This is a genomic window from Streptomyces sp. NPDC038707, assembly GCF_040636485.1.
GTDB lineage: Bacteria > Actinomycetota > Actinomycetes > Streptomycetales > Streptomycetaceae > Streptomyces.
On sequence record NZ_JBEZUP010000049.1, the window covers coordinates 1 to 21,380 of the forward strand.

Below are 21,380 nucleotides of genomic sequence, written 5' to 3' on the forward strand. Positions count from 1 at the left end.
CGATCGCGGAGATCAGATCGGGCAGAGAGACCTGCACCGGGCGGGGCTCCATCCGCACCCAGTCGAGACCTGCGGCCGCTGTCAGCCCGGTGGGCAGGCTCGGCTGGACGGTCGCCTCAGCAGGAAGCTGCGCCACCTGCTTGTCGAAAGCCGCACGGGCACTGTCGCGGCCAAACGCCAGGACGGCGAGGCTTTGGCCATCCTCATCGCCAACGGTGACGGTCCACATGGTCAACGTGATGTCCATCGATGCTCCTCAGACGGTGGGTCGGGTGGCGTGGATGTGACGGATGTACAGATCTCGCATCCGCTGTTCCGCGGCGGCCGTCATCCGCCAGGCGCCGGTATCGGCTGCGAGGAGGTGCCGGACCCGTGCGCGATGGGGCCAGGCGTAGCGGGTGAAGCAGAGGGCGCCGTGCCTGGTGCACACGCCGCGTGTAGCGCCGGGGTGGGGATGCGGGGCGTGTGCCACCAGGTCGTTGTGGCCGCCGGCGCCGTACTGCTGCTCGATGCATCCGTCAGGGCCGGTGAGTACGTACTGGCCGCCGTTGACGGAGTCGTCCGTGCTCATGGTGATGACGAGGTCGGTGGCCGGAGCCTGGGGTGCTTGGCGGACAGCCCACGCTGTGATTCGGGTGCTGGTGTGGTCAGGGTCGCTGTCGACTGCGTAGCCGGCGTCGAGGAGGACGGTGCGCATGGCGTTCGCCGCCCATGGGCTGTCGGTGACGAGGGCCATGGTGGTGTCGCTGACGCTGTCGATGGTCAGCTGTCCGGTGGTGAATGCGGTGTAGCCGGAGTGCAGGGCGGGGTTGATGGCGGTGCGGGCGGTGTGGAGGGCGCGGTCCCGCCAGGCATCTGCTGTGGTGGCAGTGTCCCAGGACGGGAGCGCGAGTTGTTCGGGGACAGTCTCGATCACTTGCTGCTCCTGGTGGTTGGTGTGGGTGTGGTCACGGTCGGGCGGCGGGCTCGTCGTCGGCGTAGCTGATGCCGGGGCACCAGACGCTGGGACGCTCGAACCACTCGTGCGGGTCGTGGTAGTCGGTGTGGCCGCACGGGCGGGTGTAGCCGGGGTAGTCGTCCACGTGCTCGGGGTCGTCGCTGTCGTCGGCGACGACGTGCGTCTCCACGGCGGGCGGGTGGTCGTCGCGGGAGGCGGCGAGGGTGTCCAGTGCTGCGGCGGTCAGCACGTTGGGGTCGCCGGCCTTTGCCAGGTCTCGCAGGTGGAGCAGGCGACGGGAGCGGTTGTTGCGCTGGCGGAGGGTGAATGCGTGCTGGGCCTGCGCGGTGGCGAGTTCGGCGCGGAGGCGGCGGATCTCGGCGGCCATGGCAGGCATGGCGGCCCGTGCGCGAACGGCGAACTGCCAGTCGGCATCCGGGAAGTCCACGAAGTCGTTGCGCCGCTCACCGTTGGCGTAGACGGCGCTGACGTAGGTGCCGTGGCTGCACAGGCCGTCGGAGCAGTCGCACTGCTCCAGTTCCATCTCCCACGGGCCGGAGGTGGCGGCGGCGATCACGGCATCGATGGCGTCGAGGTCGAGGGGCTGCGGGTCGTGTGGCATCAGGTCTCCAGGGGTGAGGTGGGTGGTCAGGCGGTGGCGGCGGTGAAGCAGGCGCGGCAGTTCCGGTCTCCGCAGGGCTGGCCCGCGGTGTGCGCGGCGGCGATGCGGTCGAGTTCGGCGCGGACCTCGGGGTCGTCGGCGATTGCGCCAGCGATGAAGAACGCGAGCTTCCAGGTGTCGACGTGGCAGTTGATCCGCTGGGCGAGCAGGTGGCGGAGTCGGTCATCGGCGGGCGGGTACGACACGTCGTGCTCCTTGGTGGTTGGGGTTGCGGTGTGCGGGGGCTAGGCGGCGTTCTGGCGGGCGTTCGTGTGTTCGGTGGGGCGCGGGGCTCCGGGTGTGCCGACGGCGGCGCAGAGGGCCTGCCAGTGGGCGTCTTGCTGCTGCGGAGTCCAGTGGCTGGGGGTCTGGTCGCGTGCCGGGCTGCCAGGTGGGGGTGCCGGCCGGATCGGGATCGTCTCGGCGAGGAGCCGGTCGAGGGGGCTCACCGCGCGCCTCGCAGTCCGGCAGCGAGCTGCTCGTCTGTGCCGTGGTCGAAGAGGTCGTTGAAGTCGATGAAGCCGGTCTCTTCCTCGGTCTGGCGGGCGCGGGACCAGTCGCGGGCGCACAGCCAGATCACGGGGTGCGGTTCCTGGTCCCAGGGCTGCTGTTCGCGGACGTAGCGGAAGACGACGCGACGCTGGTGGCACCAGGTGCAGATGGATTCGTGGGCGGTGCCGAGGCGGAGGGCGTTCTCTTGCCGGTCGAGTTCGGCTTGGACGTCGGCCCAGGTGGTGCCGCAGCCGGCGCAGGGGCCGGGGTTGGCGAGGGTGCCGTGCGGGGGCTGGACGGGGAACGAGTGCTTGCAGAGCGAGACAGTCATGCTGCGGTTTCCTTGGCTTCGGTGGTGCGGCGGTCGTGGACGTAGCGGAGGGGGCGGCCGGCGTCGTGGCACGGCGTCTTGGGCTCGACCTGGCATTCGGGGCAGACGGCGGCGGCTTGGGCCCAGTTGCTGACGCGTTGGGGGTGGGGTTCGGGGAGGTGCTGGCCGGTGGTGCGGAGGGTGCAGGGTCGGCCGGCGCTGGCGTGGCAGTGGGGGCACGGCACCGTGCGGGCGGGGTGGGCGACGCTGCTGTGGATGAGGGCGCGCAACTGGGCGGGCATGGGGGCCCCGGGCTTGCGGGCGGTCATCGGACGGCCCCCTGGGCGAGGACGGAACGGATACGGCGGATTGCTTCGCGCATGCCGTCGGCGTCTTCGTCGTGCTGGCCGTGATTCTCGTTCTCGATGGCGTCGCACTCGGCGAGGACGGCGGCGATGCGGGCCTCGGCGCGCTGCCGGAACTCGTGAGGGGTGGGGCGGCGCCGACGCTGGATCGTGACCGTGTAGGAGTCCTGCGGGTTCTGTCCGTCCTGGAGGTCGAGTTCGACCTTGGGCTCGCGAGGGGCGGTGATCTCGGTTTCGAGGTAGTTCTCGGCGCCGTACTCATCGAGCATCGTGCGCATCGACGCAACGAGCGTCAGGAGGATCTCGCGGGCGGGCTCGGTCTCCAGGGTGACGACGCCGTTCTCGATGTTGAGGCCCTTGAAGAGGGTGCCGTCGGCAATGATCTCGGCGGCCAAGTCTCCGAGCGCGTCCATGGCGGTGTCGGCGATGCGCTGGGAGCGGTCGGTGTCCTGTTGGCCGTAGGTGTCGTACACGGCGGTGGCGATGGCGGCGTGGGCCTGCTTGCGGCGGTGCTCGCGCTGCTCGGTGGTGAGTTCGGCGCTCATGCGGTCTCCTCGGTGCGGGGCTGGAGGGCGGCGTGCTCTCGGTTTTCGTGGGGTGCGCGTTCGCGTCCGGCGCCGGTGCGGCATGGGCGGCCGATGGGGGCTCGGCAGTCGGGGCAGGTGATGCCGAGGGGGCCGGGCCGGCGGACGGCTGCTACCTCGCGGGGGATGGTGCGGCCGACCTGCTTGAGCAGGTTGTCGACAGGCCGGGCGGTGAGGGCGGGCGTGTCAACGACGGGCGGCCTGTAGCCGTCACCGGTGGCGGCGAGTTGGGCGCGGTAGTTGTCGATGTAGTTCGGGTCGCGGTCGCCGGGCGGGGGCTCGTACACGAAGTTGTGGGTGCGCTCGTGGCGGATGGTGGTGATTTCGTCGGCGATCTCGGCGGGGGCGACGAACGGCTGTCGCTTTGCGACGCGGGCGGCGGCCTGTCGGGCGTCGTTGAGGGTGTACTCGCCGAGGACATCGGCCCAGGCGTCGGGGGTGAACTCGTCGAACTTCTGCTGGGGGCAGAGGGCTCGGACGTAGCGGCAGAGCACGGCGGCTTCCTGGCTGTTCATGCGGTTCCTTCCTGGGATTGGGCGGCGGCTTCGTCGCGGGCTCGGGCTCGGGCCATGGCGCGTTCGAACCAGGCGTCGGTCTCTGCCTGCTGAACTTGCTGGCGGCCGGCGAAGGGGATGACGTTCTGGCCGGGGACCGCGGGGAGGTTGCCGCCGGTGTAGCCGCGTTCGGCGGCTTTCTTGGCGTCGTCGCGGATCCACTTCTGCCAGGCGTCCGGCCACGACTTCCGGCGGGCGCCGGTCGAGCGGTAGTGGGAGATGAACTGGGCGGTGGAGTGGTCGACGTCCAACCCGGGGTAGGTGGCGTGGGCCCAGCGGCGCATGGCGTCGTTCAGGTGGAAGCCGTCGACCTCGATCGGGGTGGGGCCGTAGTCCTCGGAGGCGCTACTACCTGCACCTCCCCCATCTACATCAGCCATAGATAGAGGTCGGGTCGGGACGGGACGGGACGGGGCGCCGTTAGTAACGCCGTTACGGAAGTCGTTGACCTGTGGTTCAGTCTCCAGAACTGCACCGTTTCCGGTCGTCGTCGTGTCGTCGTCGTGTCGCTGTCGTGCTGCGTTCGTGTCGCCGTCGTGCATTCCAGGCGCATCCGAGCCGTCCGGCGTAACGCCGTTACCGTCCGGCGGGACCGGCTTGCCGTTCCTCCGCTGACGGAACCGCTCCTGCCGCTCGGCGTTCTTCTTCCGCTCGGCCAGCACCTGCGCGCGGGACGGGTTGTAGTCGAGGTAGTCGTGGATCTCCCAGCCGCCCTCGATCCGGTCCCACAGGCCGGCGTCGACCAACTGCTGTGCGGTGGCCTTGAGGCCGCGGATCTTGGCGACGAGGGGCAGCTCGCGGTCGGCGATGCGGCCGTCAGTGAGGTTCTCGGAACACCAGCAGATCGCGGAGACGTGCAGCCTGAACGCCCGATCGGACAGCAGCGCGACCTTCCGGTGGGAAGGGAACCGGTCGTCCAACTTGACCCAGGGCATTAGACCTTGGCCCCCTTCGAGCTGTTGCAGGAGCGGCAGAGCGTCCGGAGGTTGTCGTCGGTGTCGGGGCAGCCGAGGGACCAGGGGTAGATGTGGTCGAGGGTCAGGTCATCGGTGGCCCCGCAGATCAGGCAGGCGTGGCCGTCGCGTTCGTAGATGCGGCGGCGCTGTTCCTCGGGGATGGCGGCGCGCGCGTCGCTGCGGCACCAGTCGAGGAGTTCGGCGTTGAGTTCGTAGCCACCGTCGGTCTGGGTAGCGAGGCCGGCCGCGGTCATGCGCCGGATCTGTGTGGTGGTGCCGTAGCTGCGGACTAGGTCGGCCGGGACGTGCCACTCTCCGGGGTGGTACTGCACAGCCCAGGCAGCGAGCCGCACCCAGAGGCCGGTGGCGGCATTACCTGCCATGACGACCTTGGGGTGAGTGAACGCCCGACTGTGAATCTTGAGGGTTGCCATCTCGGCCGTGGTCCTTTGTTTGCGCTGGTCAGGGCATGGGTGCGTCGCCGCCCCTTATGGATCTCTTGCGCACATCCATGATGCCACATTCATGTGGCCACACGCGAGTATCGGAAACGAGGCAGTGGGGGCGACTTCCGTGAGGCCACCTCGATGTGCGAACATGCAGGTATGCCCGCCACCGAAGAGACCGTCGCTGCCCTGCGAAAGGCAGTGCGCGCGAAGAAGACCGCCGAGGACCGCGCCGAGGCGGCACGCGCCGCGCTGGCCGTCGTCATGGCCGACGCCATAGAGGCGGGCATGAAGCAGTCCGAAGTCGTCGCGGTGACCGGGTACACCCGCGAGCACGTCCGCCGGCTGGTGCGCGAGGTCGAGGAACAGCGCGCGAAGTCCGCCGAGTCCTGACACCGTTCCCCTCCCCTCTTCTCTCCGGGCCCCGCACCGAGCTGGTGCGGGGCTGTGCTGTGTGCGTCAGGCGACGTGCGCGATGAGCAGCCAGGCCGGTTCGACCGGGTCCGTGATGCCGAGCGCGCGGGCCGCGGCGGCGATGTTGTGGTCCCAGTCGGCGTACTGGTCGCCCGTGGTCCGGTTCGGGGCGACGACGACGGACGATCCGATCTCCGCCTCGGTGGCCTGGGTGACGAGGTACGTGTCCTCGGCGTCGTAGCGGCCGGCGTGGAGGTAGCCGACGTGGTCGGCCTTGTCGCCGCGCTGCTGGCCGTCGAGCGAGCCGAGGGCCTCTTCGAGCTGGTCGCTGGTGGTGTCGGGGATCTGGACGCCGTAGGCGAGCCAGGCGGACGGGTAGTAGCCCATGTCGTGTTCTCCTTGGGGTGTGTGGCCCCGCCGGATTCGGCCCGGCGGGGCCGCGGGTCAGGTGTCGGTTTCGGTGACGGGTCCGTGTTCGGCGACGAGGACTCGCCAGCGGATGAAGTGGGAGCCGGTCGCGGTCCAGCGGGCGCCGCGCTTCGTCCACCGGCGGCCGGCCCGGTCGGTGACCGCGCGGACATCCGGCGGGGCCTGGAAGCTGCCGGGCCCGTTGGGGCGCCACGAGCGCGCGGCCATCACGCGACCCGCCCCGCCTGCGCCGCGCGGGTGCCGCGCCACACGGACACCGCGGAGTGCTCCCCCGACGGGCGGAGTGTGCGGTCGAACCCGCAGTGCTCCAACAGCCCGTCCCGGACGAGGGCCTGCGTGAGGTTCCCCCAGTCGGCCTTCGGGTTCCGCGGCTCCGGCAGTCCCGCGTCCTTCGCGACCTCGTACACCGTGAACCGGCGGCCGGACTGCGCGGCGGCCACGAACGCGGGCCGCACGGTGTCGACCCACGAGTGGTAGTCCACGACCGGCGCGGGCACGGTGCCGTCCAGCGCGGGCTGTATCGGCGCGATCATCGGGCGTCCTCCTCCTGCTGCGGGCGGGGTGTGTAGGCGGGTGGTGGTTCGGGGAGTCCGCGGGCCCGCCAGGGGCTGTGCGTGGTGCACAGCCACCCGGCGGGGTACAGGCGGACCGGGCCCTCGTGCGGGGCGGGGATGTCGCAGACCGGGCCGGCGCCGGTGTCCATCAGGCCGCGGTCGGCAGACTGGCCGCGCGGCGCTCGGCGCCGTCCGTCAGGTGCTCGGGGCGGACGCACTCCGGGGTGCCGCACCGGCGCAACACCGCGCCCTCGGGGGCCCGGCCGCGGCTGACGATGAACGAGAGCTGTGCAGGCGAGTAGGCGCGCCCCCCGAACTTGGGCTTGGCCGGGCCGGTCCATTCGAGGTGGTCGCCGCGCACCGCGAGGATGCTCTCTTCGAACACCTCCTGCATGGTCCGTGGGCGCGGCGGCTGCTCGGCGAGCCGGAGGCGCCGCTGGGTCTCGACGGCGGTCAGCTTCCACTGGACGGCCTGCCGACGGATGTTGCGGCGCTCGTCTTCGGTGAGACCGCCCCACACGCCGTCCTCGATGCGCTCGTCCAGTGCATGGGTGAGGCAGTCCTCGCGCACCGGGCAGCCGCGGCACACGGTCTTCGCGATCTCCTCGGTGCCGGTTTTGAAGAACAGCTCCGGGTCCTCGTACTGGCACGCGCCGTGGGTCCGCCAGTCCGGCTGCCGGACTGTGTCAGGGACAGCGCCGGTGTAGTTGCTCATGTCAGGCTCCGAAGATCGCGTTGAAGAGGGACGCCGTGCGCTGCCGCATAGGCCGGTCTTCCAAGTGCCCACCGGCCAAGCACCCCGGCACGCCGCACACGGGCCGGGCTTGGCCCTCGGGGTCGCGGCCGTAGTGGAGACGGAATGCGATCCGGTACGCCGAGTGATTGGCGCCCCGGTATCTCAGGTTCGGCGTGGTGTTGGTGATGGGCCCCGTCCAGCGGACGTGCCCGCCATCGACCGGCTTGGCGCGCAGCCGGAACGCCTCTTCCAGTGATGTGGCCCGCGGCTTGATCCAGCGGGGCGTGGACGGGTCGCGCTGGGCGCGCTTGTCCAGCACCTTGCACATGCCGCAGTAGGCGCTGCCGTCGGGCTCCAACCTGCCGTGTTCTGCTTGGTCGTGGCCTCGGACGCACTGGGTGGGCAGGTCTCCGAGACCGCGCTCAGCCCGCACTTTCCGCCGGGCTTCCTGCCGTCCGGCTTCGTCGTTGACGTGGTCGGGGGCAACGCAGTGCGGGTATTCGCACTCGGCCTTGACGTAACCCTGCGGGGGCCGACCGTGTTTCTTCTCGAAAGCGATTGCGGCGGGGCTGTAGCTGGCCTCCTTGTACCGCATGACCGGCGTGCTGGCAGCACCGGCGCGTTCGCCGAGCCATTCCAGGTGCCCGCCGTCGATGAGCTTGGTACGGGTGGCCCACTTTTCTTCGAGGGTGAGGGGCTGCAAGGTGACGTTGGGGATGTCGTACTTGCGGCGCAGGCGGGCGACTCGGGTCTTGTCGACATGGAGTTCGCGGGAGATCCGCAGGTTGCTGTACCCGTCGCGGAGCAACGCGAGGATGTCCGTGTCCGAGGCGTTCACAGGGGTGGGCATCAGGCAGCCACCCCCGCGGCGAGTTCGTCCAGCGTCAGCTCGACGTACGGCTGCCGCTTCCCGGGCTGGTCCTTGCGGGCGGTGAGCCGCCAGTAGCGGCGCCCGCGCGGGAGCTGCTCGGCGAGGACCGGGACCGCGCCGACCATGGCCGCGAGGTCCCACAGCGCGTTCCACTCCGCGGGCGGCAGGGCGCCGGACCGCTTGCACTGGACGAGCAGGATCTGCCCCGGCTTGATCGCGACCAGGTCCACCTTGCTCTTGGAGCCGGCGGTGCGCAGGACTTCGTAGCCCTCCTCGCGGAGGTGGGCGCGGACGCGGTGCTCCAGCGCGCGGCCCTTCTCGTAGTTGCTGGTCATCGCTGACCCCTTTCCATCAGGCGGCGCAGCCCCGTGGCGGCGACGGCGGCCGGCCAGAACACGGTGACCAGGGCCAGGGAGAGGCAGGTGCGGACCGGGTCGGTGAACATCGCCGCGTCGACCAGCGGGTGTTCACGTCCGGCTACGGCGAATGCGACGGTGAGGACGACGATGCCGAGCGCCCACACGGCGAGGACGATGATGGCTACGACGGTCATGCTGCCCTTCCAACGTGATCACGGCGCGCCGCGCCAGAGGGCGCCAGGCCGAGGGCTTCGAGGACGAGACGGCAGTCCGCGACCCCCTTGGAACGAGCCGCGACAGCTACCGCGGCCCGCGCCTCTTCGCGGCTCCAGTGACTGGAGACCGAGTGACGCCGCGTGTACGCACGCTGCTTGGCGGCGTGCGCGTCGCGGCATGCCTGGCAGGGCTCCTCCCCTTTGCGGAGGTGACGCTGGTAGGCACCATCCGTGCCGCACGGTGCGGGCGAGGAGGGAGGAGGCGGTCCGTCAGCGGGCCTGCCGTGGTAGACCCACCGGGTGAGGCAGGTCCGGCACCAGCCGTGGCCTCCGTGCTCACGGCTCTTTCCGCACGCGGCACAGGTGATGAGGCGACTGTGCTTCCTGCTGCTCACAGCCCCTCCCCAATGAGGTGGCCGGCGTCGCAGCGCAGCGTGGAGCCGTGAACGGTGGCCGTCATCTGCCGGGCGCAGGCCGGGCAGTACGTCCACTGCTGGACCATGGCGGCCCCGTGCACCCGTGCGTGTCGGGCGCGGGCCGCCGTCGGGCGGACTGCCCAGCGGACGGCGGCGGTGGCGATGACGAGGGCGCCCATGAGGGAGGCGGCGCCGAGGGTGATCTCCGGGGTCACGACGCGCTCTCCTTGACCGGCTGGAGGGCGGCGAGCTGCACGCGCAGCACCACGATCTCTTGCTCCTGCTGCATGTTGACCTTGTGCAGGGCGCGAACCTGCTCGTCCAGTGAGCGCCGGGCCCGCTCCGACAGGGCCAGCATCTGCGCGACCCGGGCGTCACCCACGGCGGGCTGCACCGAGACCGGGGTGTCCGGGTGCTCGTCCTGGAGGTGCTGGAGCTGGGAGCGGAGGTCGTCCCGTTGGGCCTGGAACCGGGCGATCGTGGTGGCCTGCTGCTCGATCTTCGCCTCGGCCAGCTCCCGGCGGCCGGTCTCGACCTTCAGCGCGCGCTGGAGGTCCGTGTACTTCGACTTGGAGACCAGCATCACTGGCCCTCCTTCCTCTGGTGCGGGATCAGGGGCCAGTCACCGCGCACCGTGGCGGCGCGGTCCTCTTTGCCGGGGGTGTTCCGGAAGTACTTGGCGAGCGACTCGGCCTGCTCGCGGGCCCAGCCGATCTGCTTCTCGTGCAGCTGGTCGAGCGTGGCGTTGCCGATCTTCGAGTGGACGTTGGCGATCCGCCACGCCACCCGGCACGCGGCCAGTGCATCCGCCGCGGCGTCGTGCGCGCCGTCGAGCGGCACTTGGTAGTGGCGGCACAGGTCCGTCAGAGTCCGACGGCCGGACCGGTACGGGTCGACGTGCTTGTCCAGCACGAATGGGTCCACGACACGCAGATCCGTACCGACCGTGTCGGCGAGCGGCTGCACGCCGTGCCGGCGGGCCTCCCGGTCCAGCATCGTCAAGTCGAAGGCCGCGTTCATCGCGACCACCGGGATCCCGGACAGGACCACCGCAGTCAGTGCGGTGACAACCTGCTCGACCACCTCGCCAGCCGGGCGGCCCTCGGCACGGGCCCGTTCGGTGGTGATGCCGTGCACCGCGGCGGCCTGCTCCGGGATCTCAACGCCCGGGTCGGCCATCCACGTGGCTGAGGCGACCGGCTGGGTGCCGCCGCACTGCACGACGCAGGCCTGCACGATCCGGTCCCGGACCGGGCTGACGCCCGTGGTCTCCAGGTCGAAGCCGGCAAGCCTGCCCAAGTACCAGCTCACTCGGCACCCCCGGCGGTCAGCTCGGGCAGCACGGCGGCGGTGAGGCGGCCCTCGCGCCAGGCCTGCATCACCTGCTGGCGGCCGTCCTTCTTGAAACGGACGGAGTGGGTGCGCGCGCGGGCCGGAGCGATGGTGATACCGGGCACCTCGTGAATGACGCCGGTCTCCGGGTCGGCGTATTCGGCAGCGCCGGCCGCGGTCATCTGCTTTAGCAGCCGGTCGGTGAACGCGGCGCGGACGGTGGTGGTGAACTTCCGCTCGATTTCGGTGCCGTAGTTGGCCAGCACCCAGGCGGTGAACGCTTCCTCGTCCACGATCTTCGCGGCGACCTCGCCGCTGGCGAGGCTGACGGTGGCGATGTCCGGACCGTCCGGCAACGCGACGGCGACCTGTCGCACGCCGGTCTCCTGCGCGGCGACTTCGAGCGCGGCGCGAGTCTCCTTGCGAGCGTCCTCGTACGCGTCCTTGACAGTGTCGAGGAGCGTCTTCAGCGCGGCCTCGCGCGCTGCTGCTTCCTTCAAGTTCATGGGTGTGGTCTCCTTGGGCGGGGCCGCCCTGCCTGCTTCAGACGGGCAGGACGGCCCCAACTCGTGACGTGATCAGGCGGCGGAGCCGGTCAAGAGGGCTGTCATCTCGCGCATCTGCTGGGCGCCAGCCTCGCTGATGGGCAGGCCGTAGCTGCGCTCGAACTCCTCGTCGAGGTTGTTGAGTCCGGCGTTCGCGGCGGCGACGCGGAGTTCCCGCTCGGCGGCGTCGGCTTCGGTCTCGCCCTCCGGAACGACCTCGACGTCCGGCACGTCGTCCTCAGCGGGAGCGGCAGGCGCCTGCGCGACGGCTTTCTCGCGACCGACAGCGGCGATCTGCTCCAGGTACTCCGGCACTGCGCCATCGGCCCGCGCGTCGAGCCAGATCCGGCGGACGACGTCCGCGTCAGCAGCCTCACGCGCCTCGTGCAGGTAGTCCCGCCCCTGAGCTGCGGTCCGCGGTGCGGTCCACGGGTCACGCTCACCCATCTGGATGCTGCGCAAGTGTCGGTCGTCCGACGCCGGATTGTCGGCCTGCGCCATCTCCTCGGCCGTGTACACGCCAGCCAGGTCGTGCGGGAACGCCATGCGCAGTGCCAGCGCCTCGGCGCACTTCGCCGTCATGGTCGCGGGCATCTTGCCCCACAGCCCGGACGGACTGCCGTCCCGGTTCGTCTGGACGTACTCGCTGTACCGGGCCACGGCCGAGAACCGCATCCCGTTTCGGATCACGGTCACCTTCGCGGCGGCCGGCGGGGCGTCGGCCAGCCAGACGTCCCGCCACTGCCCGGACTTGTCGCACCACAGGGTGTCGTCATAGCCGAGCGCCTGGCCCGCTTCGGCGGCGGCCCGGTGGGCGATGACACGGTATCCGTCGATGCTGGTCTGCGGCGTGTACACCTTGCGCTGCTGCCGCTTGTCGTACCGGCCGATGAGGTAGATCTGCCGGGAGAACGGGTCCAGCCGGGTGCGCTGGCACAGGTGGAGGAACGCGGACAGCTCGGCGGGGGCAACCTGGTTGTCGATGCCGGACTGCTGTAGCACGGCCGCCTGCTGCGGAGTCCAGTCGGTTTGGTCGGGGCGGATGGCGAGTGCGCCACCCGCCTTGGTGATCTCGGCGCTCACGCGGCACCTCCGGTCGGGGTGGTGGTGGCCCAGGCGGTGAAGCCGGGCCACGGGTTGTGGTCGGGGCAGTAGTCCCGGTTGCCGGGGGTCCGCTTCCAGCCCTGCTGGCGGGCGGCCCGGCGCAGCGTCCCCTCGGAGACGAGGCGTTTCCGTGCGATGACGAACCGGGCGGTGCAGAGCGGCTTGTCGCAGACGAGGGACCGGACGGGTCGCTGGCTCACCGCACGCCTCCGGGGGCCCAGCCGGGGTAGTCCCGGTCGCACGAGCAGGTCTCGGGGTGGTCGCAGGCCAGCGCGGCGAACGCGGCGTCGGCCGGGTCGAGCTGGTGGCGGGCTTCGGCGGCGACGCCTTCGGCGAGACGCTGCTCCCTCTGCCGGGCGACCAGCGCGGTGATCTCGGGCTGAAGCGCGGTCATCGCTCGTCACCCCCGAGCCGGATCGTCGTGAAGACGTAGGGCTCGCCGCCCTGCACCGTTCCGTTCGGCTGCCGGGAGGGCGCGTCGTCGGGCTCGAAGCAGTTCAGGGCGAAGTACCAGATCCACGACGAGTCATCGACGTACAGGCGAGGGAACTGCCAGATGTCCTGACCGTCGGCACCGAGCCAGCGGACCTGGTCCAGCGGGAGGCCGGGCATCTGGACCTCGGTGCTGGTTCCGTCATCGAGGTGGACGAGGTAGGCGTACCGGCCGTCGCCGTAGTCGCGCGTGGCGGGGCGGCGGCTGATGGCGTAGGCCGGGATGTCGCGTGTGCGCAGGTCGAGGAGGAAGGCGGTCATGTTCTTGGTGGCCTGTTCTTCGGTGGCCTCGGGGATCGGTCCCGTTCCGGGGTTGATGACGACGTTCATGCCGCGCTCCCTTCGCGCTGGGCGGGGACCTCGGCGGCCCGCAGCCGGAACCGGGACAGCACCCGGTTCACCTCGGTCAACTCCTCGTGCAGGCGACGCGCGTCCGTCATCGACACCTCGACCTGTGCCGTCTCCATCCCGGCCACGTCCTCGACCTGCTCCAACGCGGCGTCCAGCTCGCCCTCCCGGGCGACGCCAGCCACGACAGCGGCGAGTTCGTCCAGCGCGTCGATCACGTCGTCCCGGGAGTCCGGATCCGCCCAGTGCTGCACCAGCTGCACCAACGTGTCGGTGCGGATCTTGTCGAACCGGGCGACGCCGTGCAGGTGGTTCGCGCCGAGCGAGAAGGACTGCTGCGGCTTCTTCGAGTGGTTCATCGGATCTCCTCGCCGGGTCCGGGTGCGGTGTTGTGGCCGTGCTGCGCCTCAGCGATCAGCCGCCAGCGGGCGCACGCGTCCTCGACCTCGGCCAGCGCGTCCAGGTCTTCGGCGGCCTCCAGCGCGAGGGCGAGGTCGTCCAGGAACTCGGCGAGATCCTCGTCGTCCATCAGCCGCGCCCACGGCAGCGCCGGCGGGTACGAGGTGCGCTCGACCATCCCCTCCGCCGCCGCGCGAACCTCCGCGACCAGCTCGGGCGCCCGAGCCTCGGTCTTCTCGCACCACGCGAGCACCGAGTCCAGGCAGCGGGACAGGTAGGCGAGTTCCTCCGCGATCGTCGGCTCCGCACCGACGTACCGCGCGCGCTCCTTCTCCAACTCGGCGATCCGGTCCCGGTTCGCACGCAACGCCTTCGCCGCGTCGTCGGCCCACTCATTCGTCCGGTGCCGCTCTTTCAGCAGCGCGGCAACCTGGGCCCGGAGCTGCTGCCGCCCGCGCTGCGCCGACTTCAACGCCAGCCGCAACCGCGCGTTCTCCTGCTCCTCCTCGTACAAGGAGAGAGCCTCACCGATCAGCTCCTCATGCGCACGGTCCAGCTCCAGCTTCCCCGGCCACGGCGCCCGCGCCGCACGGCGAGCCAGCATCCGATCCTTGACCTGCTCGTCCGTGGGGCGCTCCCACGCGTGCATGCCCACACCGCTGATGTACCGGCGGCCATGCCCCCGCTTCGTCACACCGCAGTGCGTGCAGCCGAACGGCTCCGACACCCGCTCGCGAATCAGGGCCAGCTCACGGCGAGCCTGCGCCGCATCGTTCTTGGCCTGCGCCTGCCCGATTTCCAGCTCGGCGACCCGGGCCCGCAGCGTGTCGCGCTCCTCGATCAGCCCGTGCTCTCGGGCGCTGACCGCGTCGTACATGGTGCGGAAGTTGGCCAGCTCGGCGGCCACCTCGGGCGACTGCAACATGCATGCCGCGTCCAGATCAGCCGCGATCCCCGCCGCCGTCCGCTTCCCGTTCTCCTGCGCCCGGTGGATCAGATCCGCCGCCGCACTCACACGCTTCGCGTTCACGCTGCCACCCCCTGCGGGGCGAACTCGGCGTGCACCTGGTCGATCGCGGCCAGGTACTGCTCCTGCTGCCACGGCCGCCAAGACGCGAAGTCCGGACCGAAGTACTCCAGGAACTCCTGGTCCACCTCAGCGAGGCGGGCCTCCTCCAGGTCCTCCGCACGGACCATCCGCAGCGCACTCATGCCGCCACCTCCGTGGCGTCCGCAGCCGCCTCCAGCACCGCGACAACCGACTCGACGGTCCGGCCCTCAACGTCGCCCCAGTTCGCGACGTGCGTCTCCAGCCAGAACGACTCGTCGTTCCACGCCGGCTCGTCGTCCACCACCAGCCGGTAGGCCAGCGCCTTCACAGCAGCCTCGGCGAGCGGCGTCTCCCGGTGCGGGCTGCCCGACACGACGCAGCGGATCGCCGCGACGATCGACAGCGGACGGTCGGCGTGCGAGGTTTTCGACACGCGGTCGAACGGGTCCGGGCAGTAGTCGCCCTGGTGGTGGCCGTTCGCCACGATCAGCCGGGCAGCCGCCCGGAACACCGCCGTGACGGTCGTCGGCCGCGCCTGCGGCGTCTGGTGCAGCGGGATCACCCTGCTGCGAATCTGCAATGATGTGGTCACGGTGACCTCTGCTTTCTCTGTGGTAGGGGCGCCGAGTCGTGGGGTCGCCAGGCCGGTCAAAGCGGGCGGCCCTTCGGCGCGTTCAGGGGTAGGTCAGGCGGCGACAGCAGCCCGAGTACGGGCGGCCGGGCGGCGGGACCGCGGCATTGAGCGGCCCTGACGCGGGTCGCCGGCGCTGCGGACGGCGTGGATGGCGGCGCGCTGCTCGCGGTTCGTGACGATCCGGCCGCGCTTCCCGTTCCTGCCGCACAGGTGCGGGTTGTCCTTCAGCAGGCGGCGGAGCCAGTTGGTGCTGGCGTGCAGTACGTAGGCCGTCTCCTGCACCGTCATGTACTCCTGGTCCGGGTCGGCCGGCGGCTGCGGCCGGTGGTACCAGCTCTTATCCGTGGGCACGGGTCATTCCCTTTCGGCAGGGTGAGGAGGGTCCTCGGTCGGGCGAGGAGGCGTAAGCCGTAGGCGTGCATCGGTCGCGTTGAGGGCTTCGCGGAGGCGCCGGTACGTCTGGGGGCCCATGTGTCTGCGGGTGCCGGTTTCGAGGTGGCTGACATAGCGGGGGGTTATGCCCGCACGTCTGGCCAACTCGGTCTGGGTCAGCCCCGCTTGCATGCGCTCCTCGCGGATCGCGTCCCCGTTGACCTCGTAGGTCAACGGTTGGTGCATGCCTAAAAACTAACCTTGGTTGACCCTGGTTGTCTACCCCTGAACCAACGAGATTGACCTTAACTGACCCGTAGGTAGAGCTTGGCTGACTGTGAATGACCCTGCACGCATCGGATCCGATTGATTACCTGGTTGGAACTGGATGGAACTGGATGGACCTGAGAACATGTCGACATGGCCACCCCCGATCTCGACCGCCTCGCGAAGCGCGTGAAGATGCACCGACTGGAGCAGTACTCATCGCGCGACGCTGCCGCCGCCGCAGCTGGCGTCTCCCGGAACACATGGAAGCGTGTCGAAGAGGGGCAGGAGGTGTACGAGTCCACCTACGTCAAGGTCGACAAGGCGCTCGGCTGGGCCACCGGCAGCTGCATCGCCATCGCAGAGGGAGGTGAACCCGCCTTCGCCGGCGACACGACAACGTCGTCAACTCCTGCAACCCTCACCGAAGACCAGGCTCGACAGATGGCCTGGGATACGGCGAGAGCAACCCTCCCGGCTGCCCCGATCGGCGAGCTTGACACCTTCGTGAACGAACTTGTGGAGAAGTTGCGAAGCGCGGGAATCGTGACAGATGGCTCCTGACTAGGAACGTTCCCCCGTACAACCTTTTCATCGTAACCGAAACGTAACCCTCCTAGGCTAATGAAACCTCAACAACCCCCTCCCGTTCACGCGTTCACCGTGCGAGGCTGACAGCACCCACCCGCGGAGGTCCCAAGCCACATAAGGGGGACCGGTGAGTAATGTCATCTATCTCGATCTTGGGCCGAACAGCTTCGGCTACCCGACCCAAGTAGCAGGAGAGAAGGTGTGCGTCCTGTCCTCCAGGACCGTCGAAGACCGTGCCATTCAGGGGCGCGTGAGGCGATTCATGAAGGCACAGGGCCGGGACTGCAAAACCTGCGGCGGCTGCCCGATAGGTCAGGCATCGTAGGGATCAGTCCAGCGGAGGCGTTGGCGGCAGGGGTGCCCGCCACGCCCCCAACACACCAATCATTGGGGGGATGACACATGCCCAGTGTGGAAGTTCGCGGCAACAGCATCCGCGTTAAGTGGTGGAACGGCACGTACAAGCTCGATGCCGACGGCAAAGCCACGAAAAAGAAACTGTACGACTCAGCGTCAGGCCCCGAGAAGGGCGTCCCATTCGCGGATGAGGACGAGGCCTACAAGTACGGCCTAGACCGTGAATACGAAGTCCGGCACGGCAAGCACATCCCGCACGCGTCCAGCAAGACGCCCATGGATGAGTACGCGTGGACCTGGTACGAGGCCGCCGACCTGCGGCCACGGTCGCTTGGAGTCTACAAGTCGATGATCAAGACGGTTATTGCCCCCGACTGGCAAGGCCGTCCCGTCGGAGAGATCACGCCCATCGAGTACGACCGCTGGAAAAAGAGCATCGAGGAGCGGTACTCCGACAACTATGCGGCTCAGCTCTGCGGCCTTTTCCGCACGATGATGGTCGACGCGATGACCAAGTACAGATTGCGTACTGACTCGCCGATCGTCACGCAAAACCGACGTGGCAAGTACACGAAGAAGAAGGTTCGGCGCGAGAAGAAGCACTTGCCCATCGAGCCCATTCATCAGCTCGCCGTCAACGCGCACACCGTGTGGGGCTACGCCGGCTGGGTGTACATCTGGACCATCGCCTTCACCGGAATGCGCCCACCCGGCGAGATGCGCGGTCTCCAGCGCGGCTATGCCTCTCCGCACTGGCCTGCGTCAGACCCCGATGAAGATCGGCGCTCGGAGGCCTTGAGCAGGTATGGCGACCGCTTCCATGCACTGCGAGTCCAGTACCAGGTGTACCGCGTCGCGGGGAAGCCCACGCTGGCCGGTCCGAAGTACGAGTCGCACCGCACACTGGTGATCCCGCCCTTCCTGCACCACATGCACGAGGCCGTACTGGCGAACCATGACCAGCCGTTCGTCTTCACGTCCATGACAGGGCGTCCGCTGGTGAGCGCAAGCTTCAACCGGGACTACTGGTACCCCATCCGCGACGGAGCCGAAGAACGAACTGGGCGCAATGCGCGGCCGAAGGTGCCGGCCGTACCTGAGATGGCCGGGCAGGACATCTATCGGCTGCGGCACTGGCACAGGGCGTTGCTGGACGAGCCCGGCGCCGACATCCCGAAGGTGGCCAAGGAGGGGCGGCTGGGTCACGAACTGCCGGGGATGGAGGGTGCCTACACCGAGGTGACGCTCGCGATGGAGGAACGGATCGTCCAGTACCTGCAAGAAGTGTGGGAGAAGCAGGTCGTTGCGGCAGGGCTGTGGGTGCCCCCGTTTCCCATTCGTCTCCCATTGCGAGGGAACGACGTTGCATCTCCGCTGTTCAGCGCGCTGCCGATGCTTAAGGAGTAGTCATCGTGTCGATGATCACGCGGCCGGCGTTGGCGGTGTCGGTCAGCGCACCCCACGCCCGGATGAATCCGCCGCGCGGGTCGTACCGCCGGATCAGGGAGTCCGCCGCCCGTATCGCGCCGGTGCGCCACTCGTCGTCGCCGGTCAGCCGCCAGGCGGTGACCCAGGAGGGGGAGAACAGGAAACCGAGGTCGTGGGTGCTCGTGTCGCTCTGGCGGGGGGCCAGGTTCCGGGCCGACTCGACGGCCCGGGCACGGAAGAAGTCGTCTCCGCTGTACAGGTACGCCATCCACAGCGTCCCGGGCCAGAAGCCGCCCACCCAGTCCCCGCCGCGCGAGTACGTCCACTTCTCGAACTTGGTGCCGACCGGGAAGCCGGTCACGCGGGGCGCCACGGCACGGACCTTCGCCACGGCGTAGTCCGCCGCCGCGCTCAGCGTCCGCAGGGTCGCCGCGGACTCCGCCCGTCCGGCCGCCGAGGGTGCCGGCCCGGCCGCCGCCGAGGGTGTCGCGGACGCCTCCGTGACCGGACCCGCGACCGCCGCACCGGCCGCCGTCACCAGCAGCGCACGCCGGGAAACGCTCATGCTCGCCCTCCCACTCCGCCGTCTTCGAGTGAAGTCGGCCGAGCTTGGCACACCGTCACCAGTCATGCACACCCATGTGAGCAAAGTTCATGGAGGTGAACATCCCTGTGCCTGCTCGCGATCCGCTGACAGGATGAGGCGAACCACGCGCCGACGGAGGGGACAGCATGGCCGACCACTGGGTGAAGGTCGAACTGGACGTCGCCGCGTTCGACGCGCCCCGCTTCCAGCCGTACGTGGAGCGCTGCCGCGCGGCGGGCATCCGCTTCGCCACCCTCGCCGAGCTGGGCGACACCCCGGAACACCGGCGCGCCCTGTACGAGCTGAACAAGGAATGCTCGGCGGACATCCCGGAGCGCGGGGAGTTCTACTCGTACGAGGAGTACGCCGAACGCCGTTTCGCCTCCGCCGGCTACGCCCCCCACGGCGTGGTGATCGCCCTGGACGGCGACGCGTGGATCGGCATGGCGGCCGCCTCGGTCCACCCGGAGTTCGTCTTCAACGAGATGACCGGGGTGCGGGCCGCGTACCGGGGCCGCGGCATCGCCGTCGCCATGAAGACCCTCGGCCTGGCCTTCGCCCGGGAGCGCGGGGCGACCACGGTCCGGACGTTCCATCACCCCGCGAACGCCAGTGTCATCGCCATGAACCGCAAGATGGGCTTCGTGGACGCGTCGTTCTGAGCGGCGTGCGCGCTGGCGCGGTGCGCGAGTCCGGCCCGCGGGGCGGGAGGCGGCCGCCTCTCCGGACACCTCGGGCGACCGGAGGACGGTGTGGCGGGCGTCCCGGGGACGACCGGGTAAACCCGGTGGAAGCGGTTCACGGGGCGCTGTTAGCGTGCGGGTGTGGACCTCTTCCAACGCTCCTGGAGCGCCTTGCGGGCGGCGGTCGCCGGCCTCGCCGACGAGGACTTCACGCGGCCGTCCGGCTGTACGGGCTGGCTCGTCCGGGACCTGGTGTGCCATCTGGTCATCGACTCCCAGGATGTGCTGATCACCCTGGTGACCCCCGCCACGGAGGAGCCCACGCACGACGCGGTGACCTACTGGCACGTCACCGACACACCGCCGGCCGGCGACGACCCGCTGGACGCGCTGACGGTCCGGCTGGCCGCCGCGTACGAGGAGCCGGCCCTGCTGAAGTTCCACCTGGACGACGTCGGTTCGGCCGCCGGACGCGCGGCGGCGCTGGCCGATCCCGGACTGCGGGTGCGCACCCAGGACATGGTCCTCACCGCCGGCGACTACCTCTCCGCGTACGTCCTGGAGTGGACCCTGCACCACCTGGACCTGATCGCACACCTCCCGGGTGCGGCCCGGCCACCCGCCGAGGGCCTCGCCCGGACGCGCGCGATGCTGGAGGAGATCGCCGGGGCGCCCTTCCCCGCGTCCTGGTCCGACGAGGACGCGCTGCGGATCGGCACGGGCCGCCGGGCCCCGACCGGTGCCGAACGGGCCGCACTGGACGGCCCGTTGGCAGGAACGCTCCCGCTGGTGCTCGGCTGAGCCCGCCCCGCACGTGCCGTCCCGGAGAGCCCGCGACCGGGGCCGGGGCGTCCCGGCGCCGTCACCCGGTCCGACAGGCCGGGTAGAAGGGCGTCAGGCGGGCGTGCGGGAGGCGGGCCGGCGGGTCGTAGCCGGTGGCACCGGCGTCCGTGGTGTGCGCGCGGGCGCCGGCCCCGAGTCCGGTGCGCGGGTCGCCGAGGCGGACCCGGAACTCGTACACCCCGTCGCCGGCGTAGGTGTAGGCCACGAGGTCGGGGTACCGGTCGTGGTCGTGGTCGGCCACGGCGATGTCCTGTGCGGCGCCCAGGTCGAGCTGCACGGTGCGCCGGCCGCGGCCCGTGTCGGAGAAGGGCCCCAGCCGCAGTTCGGCCACGCGGGGCGGGACCGGGTCGTCGCCGGCCTGGGCCCGCCCCGCGACCACGGCCAGGTCACTCCAGCCGTCCCGGTCGAAGTCCGCGACGGCGGCGCGCACATACGGTTGCCGGCTCCCGGTCCGGTCGGCCAGTCCCCGTGCCGTGACGGTCCGTCCGCCGGACGAGCCGGCGCCGAAGGCGATGGCCAGGCGGGCACCGTGGTGGGAGGGGTCGGTGATCCGGTCCGGGCGGCCGTCGTCGTTCACGTCGGCGACGAGGTCCCCGGAGCCGGTCAGACACGCGGTGACGGCGGGGGGTCCGGCCGGGCGTGGCGGGGGCTGTCCCAGGGAGTCCTCACAGCCGGCACAGAGCAGCAGACCGGCCAGGACCAGGGCCCCGCGGCCACGGTGCCCCCGCCGGGAAGTACCGGTGTCTCCGCGCGCCGTCATGAGGACGCATCCTAGCCGCGGGGAGGACTACGTACGGCGGCCGGGCCGGTGTGCGCGCCACTACCGCGACGCCTACGGGACGACCGGTCAAGTCCCTTGGTTTCTTGCGGAGTTAGCCGCCACGCACTTTTTCGGAGAGACTCCGGGAGCACGGTGGCGGACGCCACCGGCGACAAACGGACCGCGACACTCACCGCGGCCGACTCCGCGTCCCTGACCCAAAGCCGACCGTCGTGTCTGTTCGTCACGAACGGTGAGAACGGGTTAACTCACCCGTATCATCCAGGTG

The 21,380-nt window shown here is 70.1% G+C and carries 40 protein-coding genes; 5 read left to right on the top strand and 35 right to left on the bottom strand.

All coding sequences use genetic code 11. The features are described from left to right. The 11 genes from AB0E62_RS36990 to AB0E62_RS37040 form a co-directional block, all read right to left on the bottom strand. Positions 1 to 247, bottom strand: a 247-nt coding sequence (locus AB0E62_RS36990) for a hypothetical protein (protein ID WP_362204465.1), incomplete at its 3' end; no start/stop codon positions are given. A 9-nt stretch (positions 248 to 256) separates the two neighbouring features. Further along, complete coding sequence (locus tag AB0E62_RS36995) at positions 257 to 916, bottom strand: hypothetical protein (RefSeq protein ID WP_362204468.1); 660 nt, start codon at positions 914 to 916, stop codon at positions 257 to 259. A gap of 31 nt (positions 917 to 947) precedes the next feature. Continuing rightward, positions 948 to 1,559 (bottom strand): hypothetical protein, encoded by a 612-nt coding sequence (locus AB0E62_RS37000; RefSeq protein WP_362204471.1) that lies wholly within the window; start codon positions 1,557 to 1,559, stop codon positions 948 to 950. Positions 1,560 to 1,585: 26 nt separating this feature from the next. Next, positions 1,586 to 1,804 (bottom strand): hypothetical protein, encoded by a 219-nt coding sequence (locus AB0E62_RS37005; protein ID WP_362204474.1) that lies wholly within the window; start codon positions 1,802 to 1,804, stop codon positions 1,586 to 1,588. Positions 1,805 to 1,843: 39 nt separating this feature from the next. Next, on the bottom strand, positions 1,844 to 2,047 hold the full coding sequence (locus tag AB0E62_RS37010; RefSeq protein ID WP_362204476.1) for a hypothetical protein: 204 nt from the start codon (positions 2,045 to 2,047) through the stop codon (positions 1,844 to 1,846). Then, complete coding sequence (locus AB0E62_RS37015; RefSeq protein WP_362204479.1) at positions 2,044 to 2,421, bottom strand: hypothetical protein; 378 nt, start codon at positions 2,419 to 2,421, stop codon at positions 2,044 to 2,046. The genes AB0E62_RS37010 and AB0E62_RS37015 overlap by 4 nt, the downstream gene beginning before the upstream one ends. Beyond that, positions 2,418 to 2,729: a hypothetical protein gene (locus AB0E62_RS37020; protein ID WP_362204482.1), complete on the bottom strand. Its 312-nt coding sequence runs from the start codon at positions 2,727 to 2,729 to the stop codon at positions 2,418 to 2,420. Before AB0E62_RS37020 ends, AB0E62_RS37015 begins: the two co-directional genes overlap by 4 nt. Further along, positions 2,726 to 3,310, bottom strand: a complete 585-nt coding sequence (locus AB0E62_RS37025) for a hypothetical protein (RefSeq protein WP_362204485.1) — start codon at positions 3,308 to 3,310, stop codon at positions 2,726 to 2,728. The genes AB0E62_RS37020 and AB0E62_RS37025 overlap by 4 nt, the downstream gene beginning before the upstream one ends. Further along, positions 3,307 to 3,864 carry a hypothetical protein gene (locus tag AB0E62_RS37030; protein ID WP_362204487.1) on the bottom strand — a complete coding sequence of 186 codons (558 nt, stop codon included), beginning with the start codon at positions 3,862 to 3,864 and terminating at the stop codon, positions 3,307 to 3,309. Before AB0E62_RS37030 ends, AB0E62_RS37025 begins: the two co-directional genes overlap by 4 nt. Beyond that, on the bottom strand, positions 3,861 to 4,823 hold the full coding sequence (locus tag AB0E62_RS37035) for a hypothetical protein (protein WP_362204490.1): 963 nt from the start codon (positions 4,821 to 4,823) through the stop codon (positions 3,861 to 3,863). The genes AB0E62_RS37030 and AB0E62_RS37035 overlap by 4 nt, the downstream gene beginning before the upstream one ends. Before the next feature lie 14 nt (positions 4,824 to 4,837). Further along, positions 4,838 to 5,242: an HNH endonuclease gene (locus AB0E62_RS37040; RefSeq protein ID WP_362204493.1), complete on the bottom strand. Its 405-nt coding sequence runs from the start codon at positions 5,240 to 5,242 to the stop codon at positions 4,838 to 4,840. Positions 5,243 to 5,464: 222 nt separating this feature from the next. On the opposite strand from AB0E62_RS37040, the gene AB0E62_RS37045 reads away from it, so the two are divergent. Continuing rightward, entirely contained in the window at positions 5,465 to 5,698 is a 234-nt protein-coding gene (locus tag AB0E62_RS37045) for a hypothetical protein (RefSeq protein WP_031096302.1), read from the top strand. A gap of 66 nt (positions 5,699 to 5,764) precedes the next feature. Here the strand turns inward: AB0E62_RS37045 and AB0E62_RS37050 are convergent, their stop codons facing one another. The 22 genes from AB0E62_RS37050 to AB0E62_RS37155 all read right to left on the bottom strand — a co-directional run bounded on the left by AB0E62_RS37050 (position 5,765) and on the right by AB0E62_RS37155 (position 15,822). Then, the gene (locus AB0E62_RS37050; RefSeq protein WP_362204496.1) at positions 5,765 to 6,106 is read right to left on the bottom strand and encodes a hypothetical protein; all 342 of its coding nucleotides are present in this window, start codon (positions 6,104 to 6,106) and stop codon (positions 5,765 to 5,767) included. Positions 6,107 to 6,163: 57 nt separating this feature from the next. Beyond that, a complete protein-coding gene (locus AB0E62_RS37055) occupies positions 6,164 to 6,355 on the bottom strand; it encodes a hypothetical protein (RefSeq protein WP_362204499.1) in 192 nt (63 codons plus the stop codon). Then, a complete protein-coding gene (locus AB0E62_RS37060) occupies positions 6,355 to 6,681 on the bottom strand; it encodes a hypothetical protein (RefSeq protein WP_362204502.1) in 327 nt (108 codons plus the stop codon). The genes AB0E62_RS37055 and AB0E62_RS37060 overlap by 1 nt, the downstream gene beginning before the upstream one ends. Then, the gene (locus tag AB0E62_RS37065; protein ID WP_362204505.1) at positions 6,678 to 6,851 is read right to left on the bottom strand and encodes a hypothetical protein; all 174 of its coding nucleotides are present in this window, start codon (positions 6,849 to 6,851) and stop codon (positions 6,678 to 6,680) included. The genes AB0E62_RS37060 and AB0E62_RS37065 overlap by 4 nt, the downstream gene beginning before the upstream one ends. Then, positions 6,851 to 7,417, bottom strand: a complete 567-nt coding sequence (locus AB0E62_RS37070) for a WhiB family transcriptional regulator (protein ID WP_362204508.1) — start codon at positions 7,415 to 7,417, stop codon at positions 6,851 to 6,853. The genes AB0E62_RS37065 and AB0E62_RS37070 overlap by 1 nt, the downstream gene beginning before the upstream one ends. Position 7,418: 1 nt before the next feature. Further along, positions 7,419 to 8,288, bottom strand: coding sequence for a hypothetical protein (locus tag AB0E62_RS37075; protein WP_362204511.1), 870 nt, complete (start codon positions 8,286 to 8,288; stop codon positions 7,419 to 7,421). Then, entirely contained in the window at positions 8,288 to 8,644 is a 357-nt protein-coding gene (locus tag AB0E62_RS37080) for a restriction endonuclease (RefSeq protein ID WP_362204514.1), read from the bottom strand. Before AB0E62_RS37080 ends, AB0E62_RS37075 begins: the two co-directional genes overlap by 1 nt. Then, positions 8,641 to 8,862, bottom strand: a complete 222-nt coding sequence (locus AB0E62_RS37085) for a hypothetical protein (RefSeq protein WP_362204517.1) — start codon at positions 8,860 to 8,862, stop codon at positions 8,641 to 8,643. Before AB0E62_RS37085 ends, AB0E62_RS37080 begins: the two co-directional genes overlap by 4 nt. A gap of 412 nt (positions 8,863 to 9,274) precedes the next feature. Then, positions 9,275 to 9,514, bottom strand: coding sequence for a hypothetical protein (locus AB0E62_RS37090; RefSeq protein ID WP_362204520.1), 240 nt, complete (start codon positions 9,512 to 9,514; stop codon positions 9,275 to 9,277). Next, positions 9,511 to 9,882: a hypothetical protein gene (locus AB0E62_RS37095; RefSeq protein ID WP_362204523.1), complete on the bottom strand. Its 372-nt coding sequence runs from the start codon at positions 9,880 to 9,882 to the stop codon at positions 9,511 to 9,513. Before AB0E62_RS37095 ends, AB0E62_RS37090 begins: the two co-directional genes overlap by 4 nt. After that, positions 9,882 to 10,610, bottom strand: coding sequence for an exonuclease domain-containing protein (locus tag AB0E62_RS37100; protein ID WP_362204526.1), 729 nt, complete (start codon positions 10,608 to 10,610; stop codon positions 9,882 to 9,884). Before AB0E62_RS37100 ends, AB0E62_RS37095 begins: the two co-directional genes overlap by 1 nt. Beyond that, complete coding sequence (locus AB0E62_RS37105) at positions 10,607 to 11,137, bottom strand: hypothetical protein (RefSeq protein WP_362204529.1); 531 nt, start codon at positions 11,135 to 11,137, stop codon at positions 10,607 to 10,609. The genes AB0E62_RS37100 and AB0E62_RS37105 overlap by 4 nt, the downstream gene beginning before the upstream one ends. A 72-nt stretch (positions 11,138 to 11,209) precedes the next feature. Next, on the bottom strand, positions 11,210 to 12,259 hold the full coding sequence (gene bet, locus AB0E62_RS37110) for a phage recombination protein Bet (RefSeq protein ID WP_362204533.1): 1,050 nt from the start codon (positions 12,257 to 12,259) through the stop codon (positions 11,210 to 11,212). Beyond that, the gene (locus tag AB0E62_RS37115; RefSeq protein WP_362204536.1) at positions 12,256 to 12,480 is read right to left on the bottom strand and encodes a hypothetical protein; all 225 of its coding nucleotides are present in this window, start codon (positions 12,478 to 12,480) and stop codon (positions 12,256 to 12,258) included. The genes bet and AB0E62_RS37115 overlap by 4 nt, the downstream gene beginning before the upstream one ends. Further along, positions 12,477 to 12,674 carry a hypothetical protein gene (locus tag AB0E62_RS37120; RefSeq protein ID WP_362204539.1) on the bottom strand — a complete coding sequence of 66 codons (198 nt, stop codon included), beginning with the start codon at positions 12,672 to 12,674 and terminating at the stop codon, positions 12,477 to 12,479. Before AB0E62_RS37120 ends, AB0E62_RS37115 begins: the two co-directional genes overlap by 4 nt. Further along, the gene (locus AB0E62_RS37125; protein WP_362204542.1) at positions 12,671 to 13,102 is read right to left on the bottom strand and encodes a hypothetical protein; all 432 of its coding nucleotides are present in this window, start codon (positions 13,100 to 13,102) and stop codon (positions 12,671 to 12,673) included. The genes AB0E62_RS37120 and AB0E62_RS37125 overlap by 4 nt, the downstream gene beginning before the upstream one ends. Next, a complete protein-coding gene (locus AB0E62_RS37130) occupies positions 13,099 to 13,479 on the bottom strand; it encodes a hypothetical protein (RefSeq protein ID WP_362204545.1) in 381 nt (126 codons plus the stop codon). The genes AB0E62_RS37125 and AB0E62_RS37130 overlap by 4 nt, the downstream gene beginning before the upstream one ends. After that, positions 13,476 to 14,549 carry a hypothetical protein gene (locus AB0E62_RS37135; RefSeq protein ID WP_362204548.1) on the bottom strand — a complete coding sequence of 358 codons (1,074 nt, stop codon included), beginning with the start codon at positions 14,547 to 14,549 and terminating at the stop codon, positions 13,476 to 13,478. Before AB0E62_RS37135 ends, AB0E62_RS37130 begins: the two co-directional genes overlap by 4 nt. Beyond that, positions 14,546 to 14,731, bottom strand: coding sequence for a hypothetical protein (locus AB0E62_RS37140; RefSeq protein WP_362204551.1), 186 nt, complete (start codon positions 14,729 to 14,731; stop codon positions 14,546 to 14,548). The genes AB0E62_RS37135 and AB0E62_RS37140 overlap by 4 nt, the downstream gene beginning before the upstream one ends. Further along, a complete protein-coding gene (locus AB0E62_RS37145) occupies positions 14,728 to 15,162 on the bottom strand; it encodes a hypothetical protein (RefSeq protein WP_362204554.1) in 435 nt (144 codons plus the stop codon). The genes AB0E62_RS37140 and AB0E62_RS37145 overlap by 4 nt, the downstream gene beginning before the upstream one ends. Before the next feature lie 93 nt (positions 15,163 to 15,255). Next, positions 15,256 to 15,555, bottom strand: coding sequence for a DNA-binding protein (locus AB0E62_RS37150; RefSeq protein ID WP_362204557.1), 300 nt, complete (start codon positions 15,553 to 15,555; stop codon positions 15,256 to 15,258). Positions 15,556 to 15,558: 3 nt separating this feature from the next. After that, the gene (locus AB0E62_RS37155; RefSeq protein ID WP_362204560.1) at positions 15,559 to 15,822 is read right to left on the bottom strand and encodes a helix-turn-helix transcriptional regulator; all 264 of its coding nucleotides are present in this window, start codon (positions 15,820 to 15,822) and stop codon (positions 15,559 to 15,561) included. A 174-nt stretch (positions 15,823 to 15,996) separates the two neighbouring features. On the opposite strand from AB0E62_RS37155, the gene AB0E62_RS37160 reads away from it, so the two are divergent. Then, positions 15,997 to 16,407, top strand: coding sequence for a helix-turn-helix domain-containing protein (locus tag AB0E62_RS37160; protein WP_362204563.1), 411 nt, complete (start codon positions 15,997 to 15,999; stop codon positions 16,405 to 16,407). Positions 16,408 to 16,836: 429 nt separating this feature from the next. Then, the gene (locus tag AB0E62_RS37165; RefSeq protein ID WP_362204566.1) at positions 16,837 to 18,198 is read left to right on the top strand and encodes an integrase; all 1,362 of its coding nucleotides are present in this window, start codon (positions 16,837 to 16,839) and stop codon (positions 18,196 to 18,198) included. Here AB0E62_RS37165 and AB0E62_RS37170 read toward each other — a convergent pair. Beyond that, positions 18,188 to 18,784, bottom strand: coding sequence for a hypothetical protein (locus AB0E62_RS37170; RefSeq protein WP_362204569.1), 597 nt, complete (start codon positions 18,782 to 18,784; stop codon positions 18,188 to 18,190). The two genes, AB0E62_RS37165 and AB0E62_RS37170, sit on opposite strands and share 11 nt — an antisense overlap. Positions 18,785 to 18,951: 167 nt before the next feature. On the opposite strand from AB0E62_RS37170, the gene AB0E62_RS37175 reads away from it, so the two are divergent. Together AB0E62_RS37175 and AB0E62_RS37180 are read left to right on the top strand one after the other, a co-directional pair. Beyond that, positions 18,952 to 19,467: a GNAT family N-acetyltransferase gene (locus AB0E62_RS37175; protein WP_362204572.1), complete on the top strand. Its 516-nt coding sequence runs from the start codon at positions 18,952 to 18,954 to the stop codon at positions 19,465 to 19,467. 162 nt (positions 19,468 to 19,629) lie between these two features. Continuing rightward, on the top strand, positions 19,630 to 20,289 hold the full coding sequence (locus tag AB0E62_RS37180) for a maleylpyruvate isomerase N-terminal domain-containing protein (RefSeq protein ID WP_362204575.1): 660 nt from the start codon (positions 19,630 to 19,632) through the stop codon (positions 20,287 to 20,289). A 61-nt stretch (positions 20,290 to 20,350) separates the two neighbouring features. On the opposite strand, the gene AB0E62_RS37185 is transcribed toward AB0E62_RS37180, so the two are convergent. After that, positions 20,351 to 21,091 (bottom strand): VCBS repeat-containing protein, encoded by a 741-nt coding sequence (locus tag AB0E62_RS37185; protein WP_362204578.1) that lies wholly within the window; start codon positions 21,089 to 21,091, stop codon positions 20,351 to 20,353. Between the last annotated feature and the right edge of the window lie 289 nt (positions 21,092 to 21,380).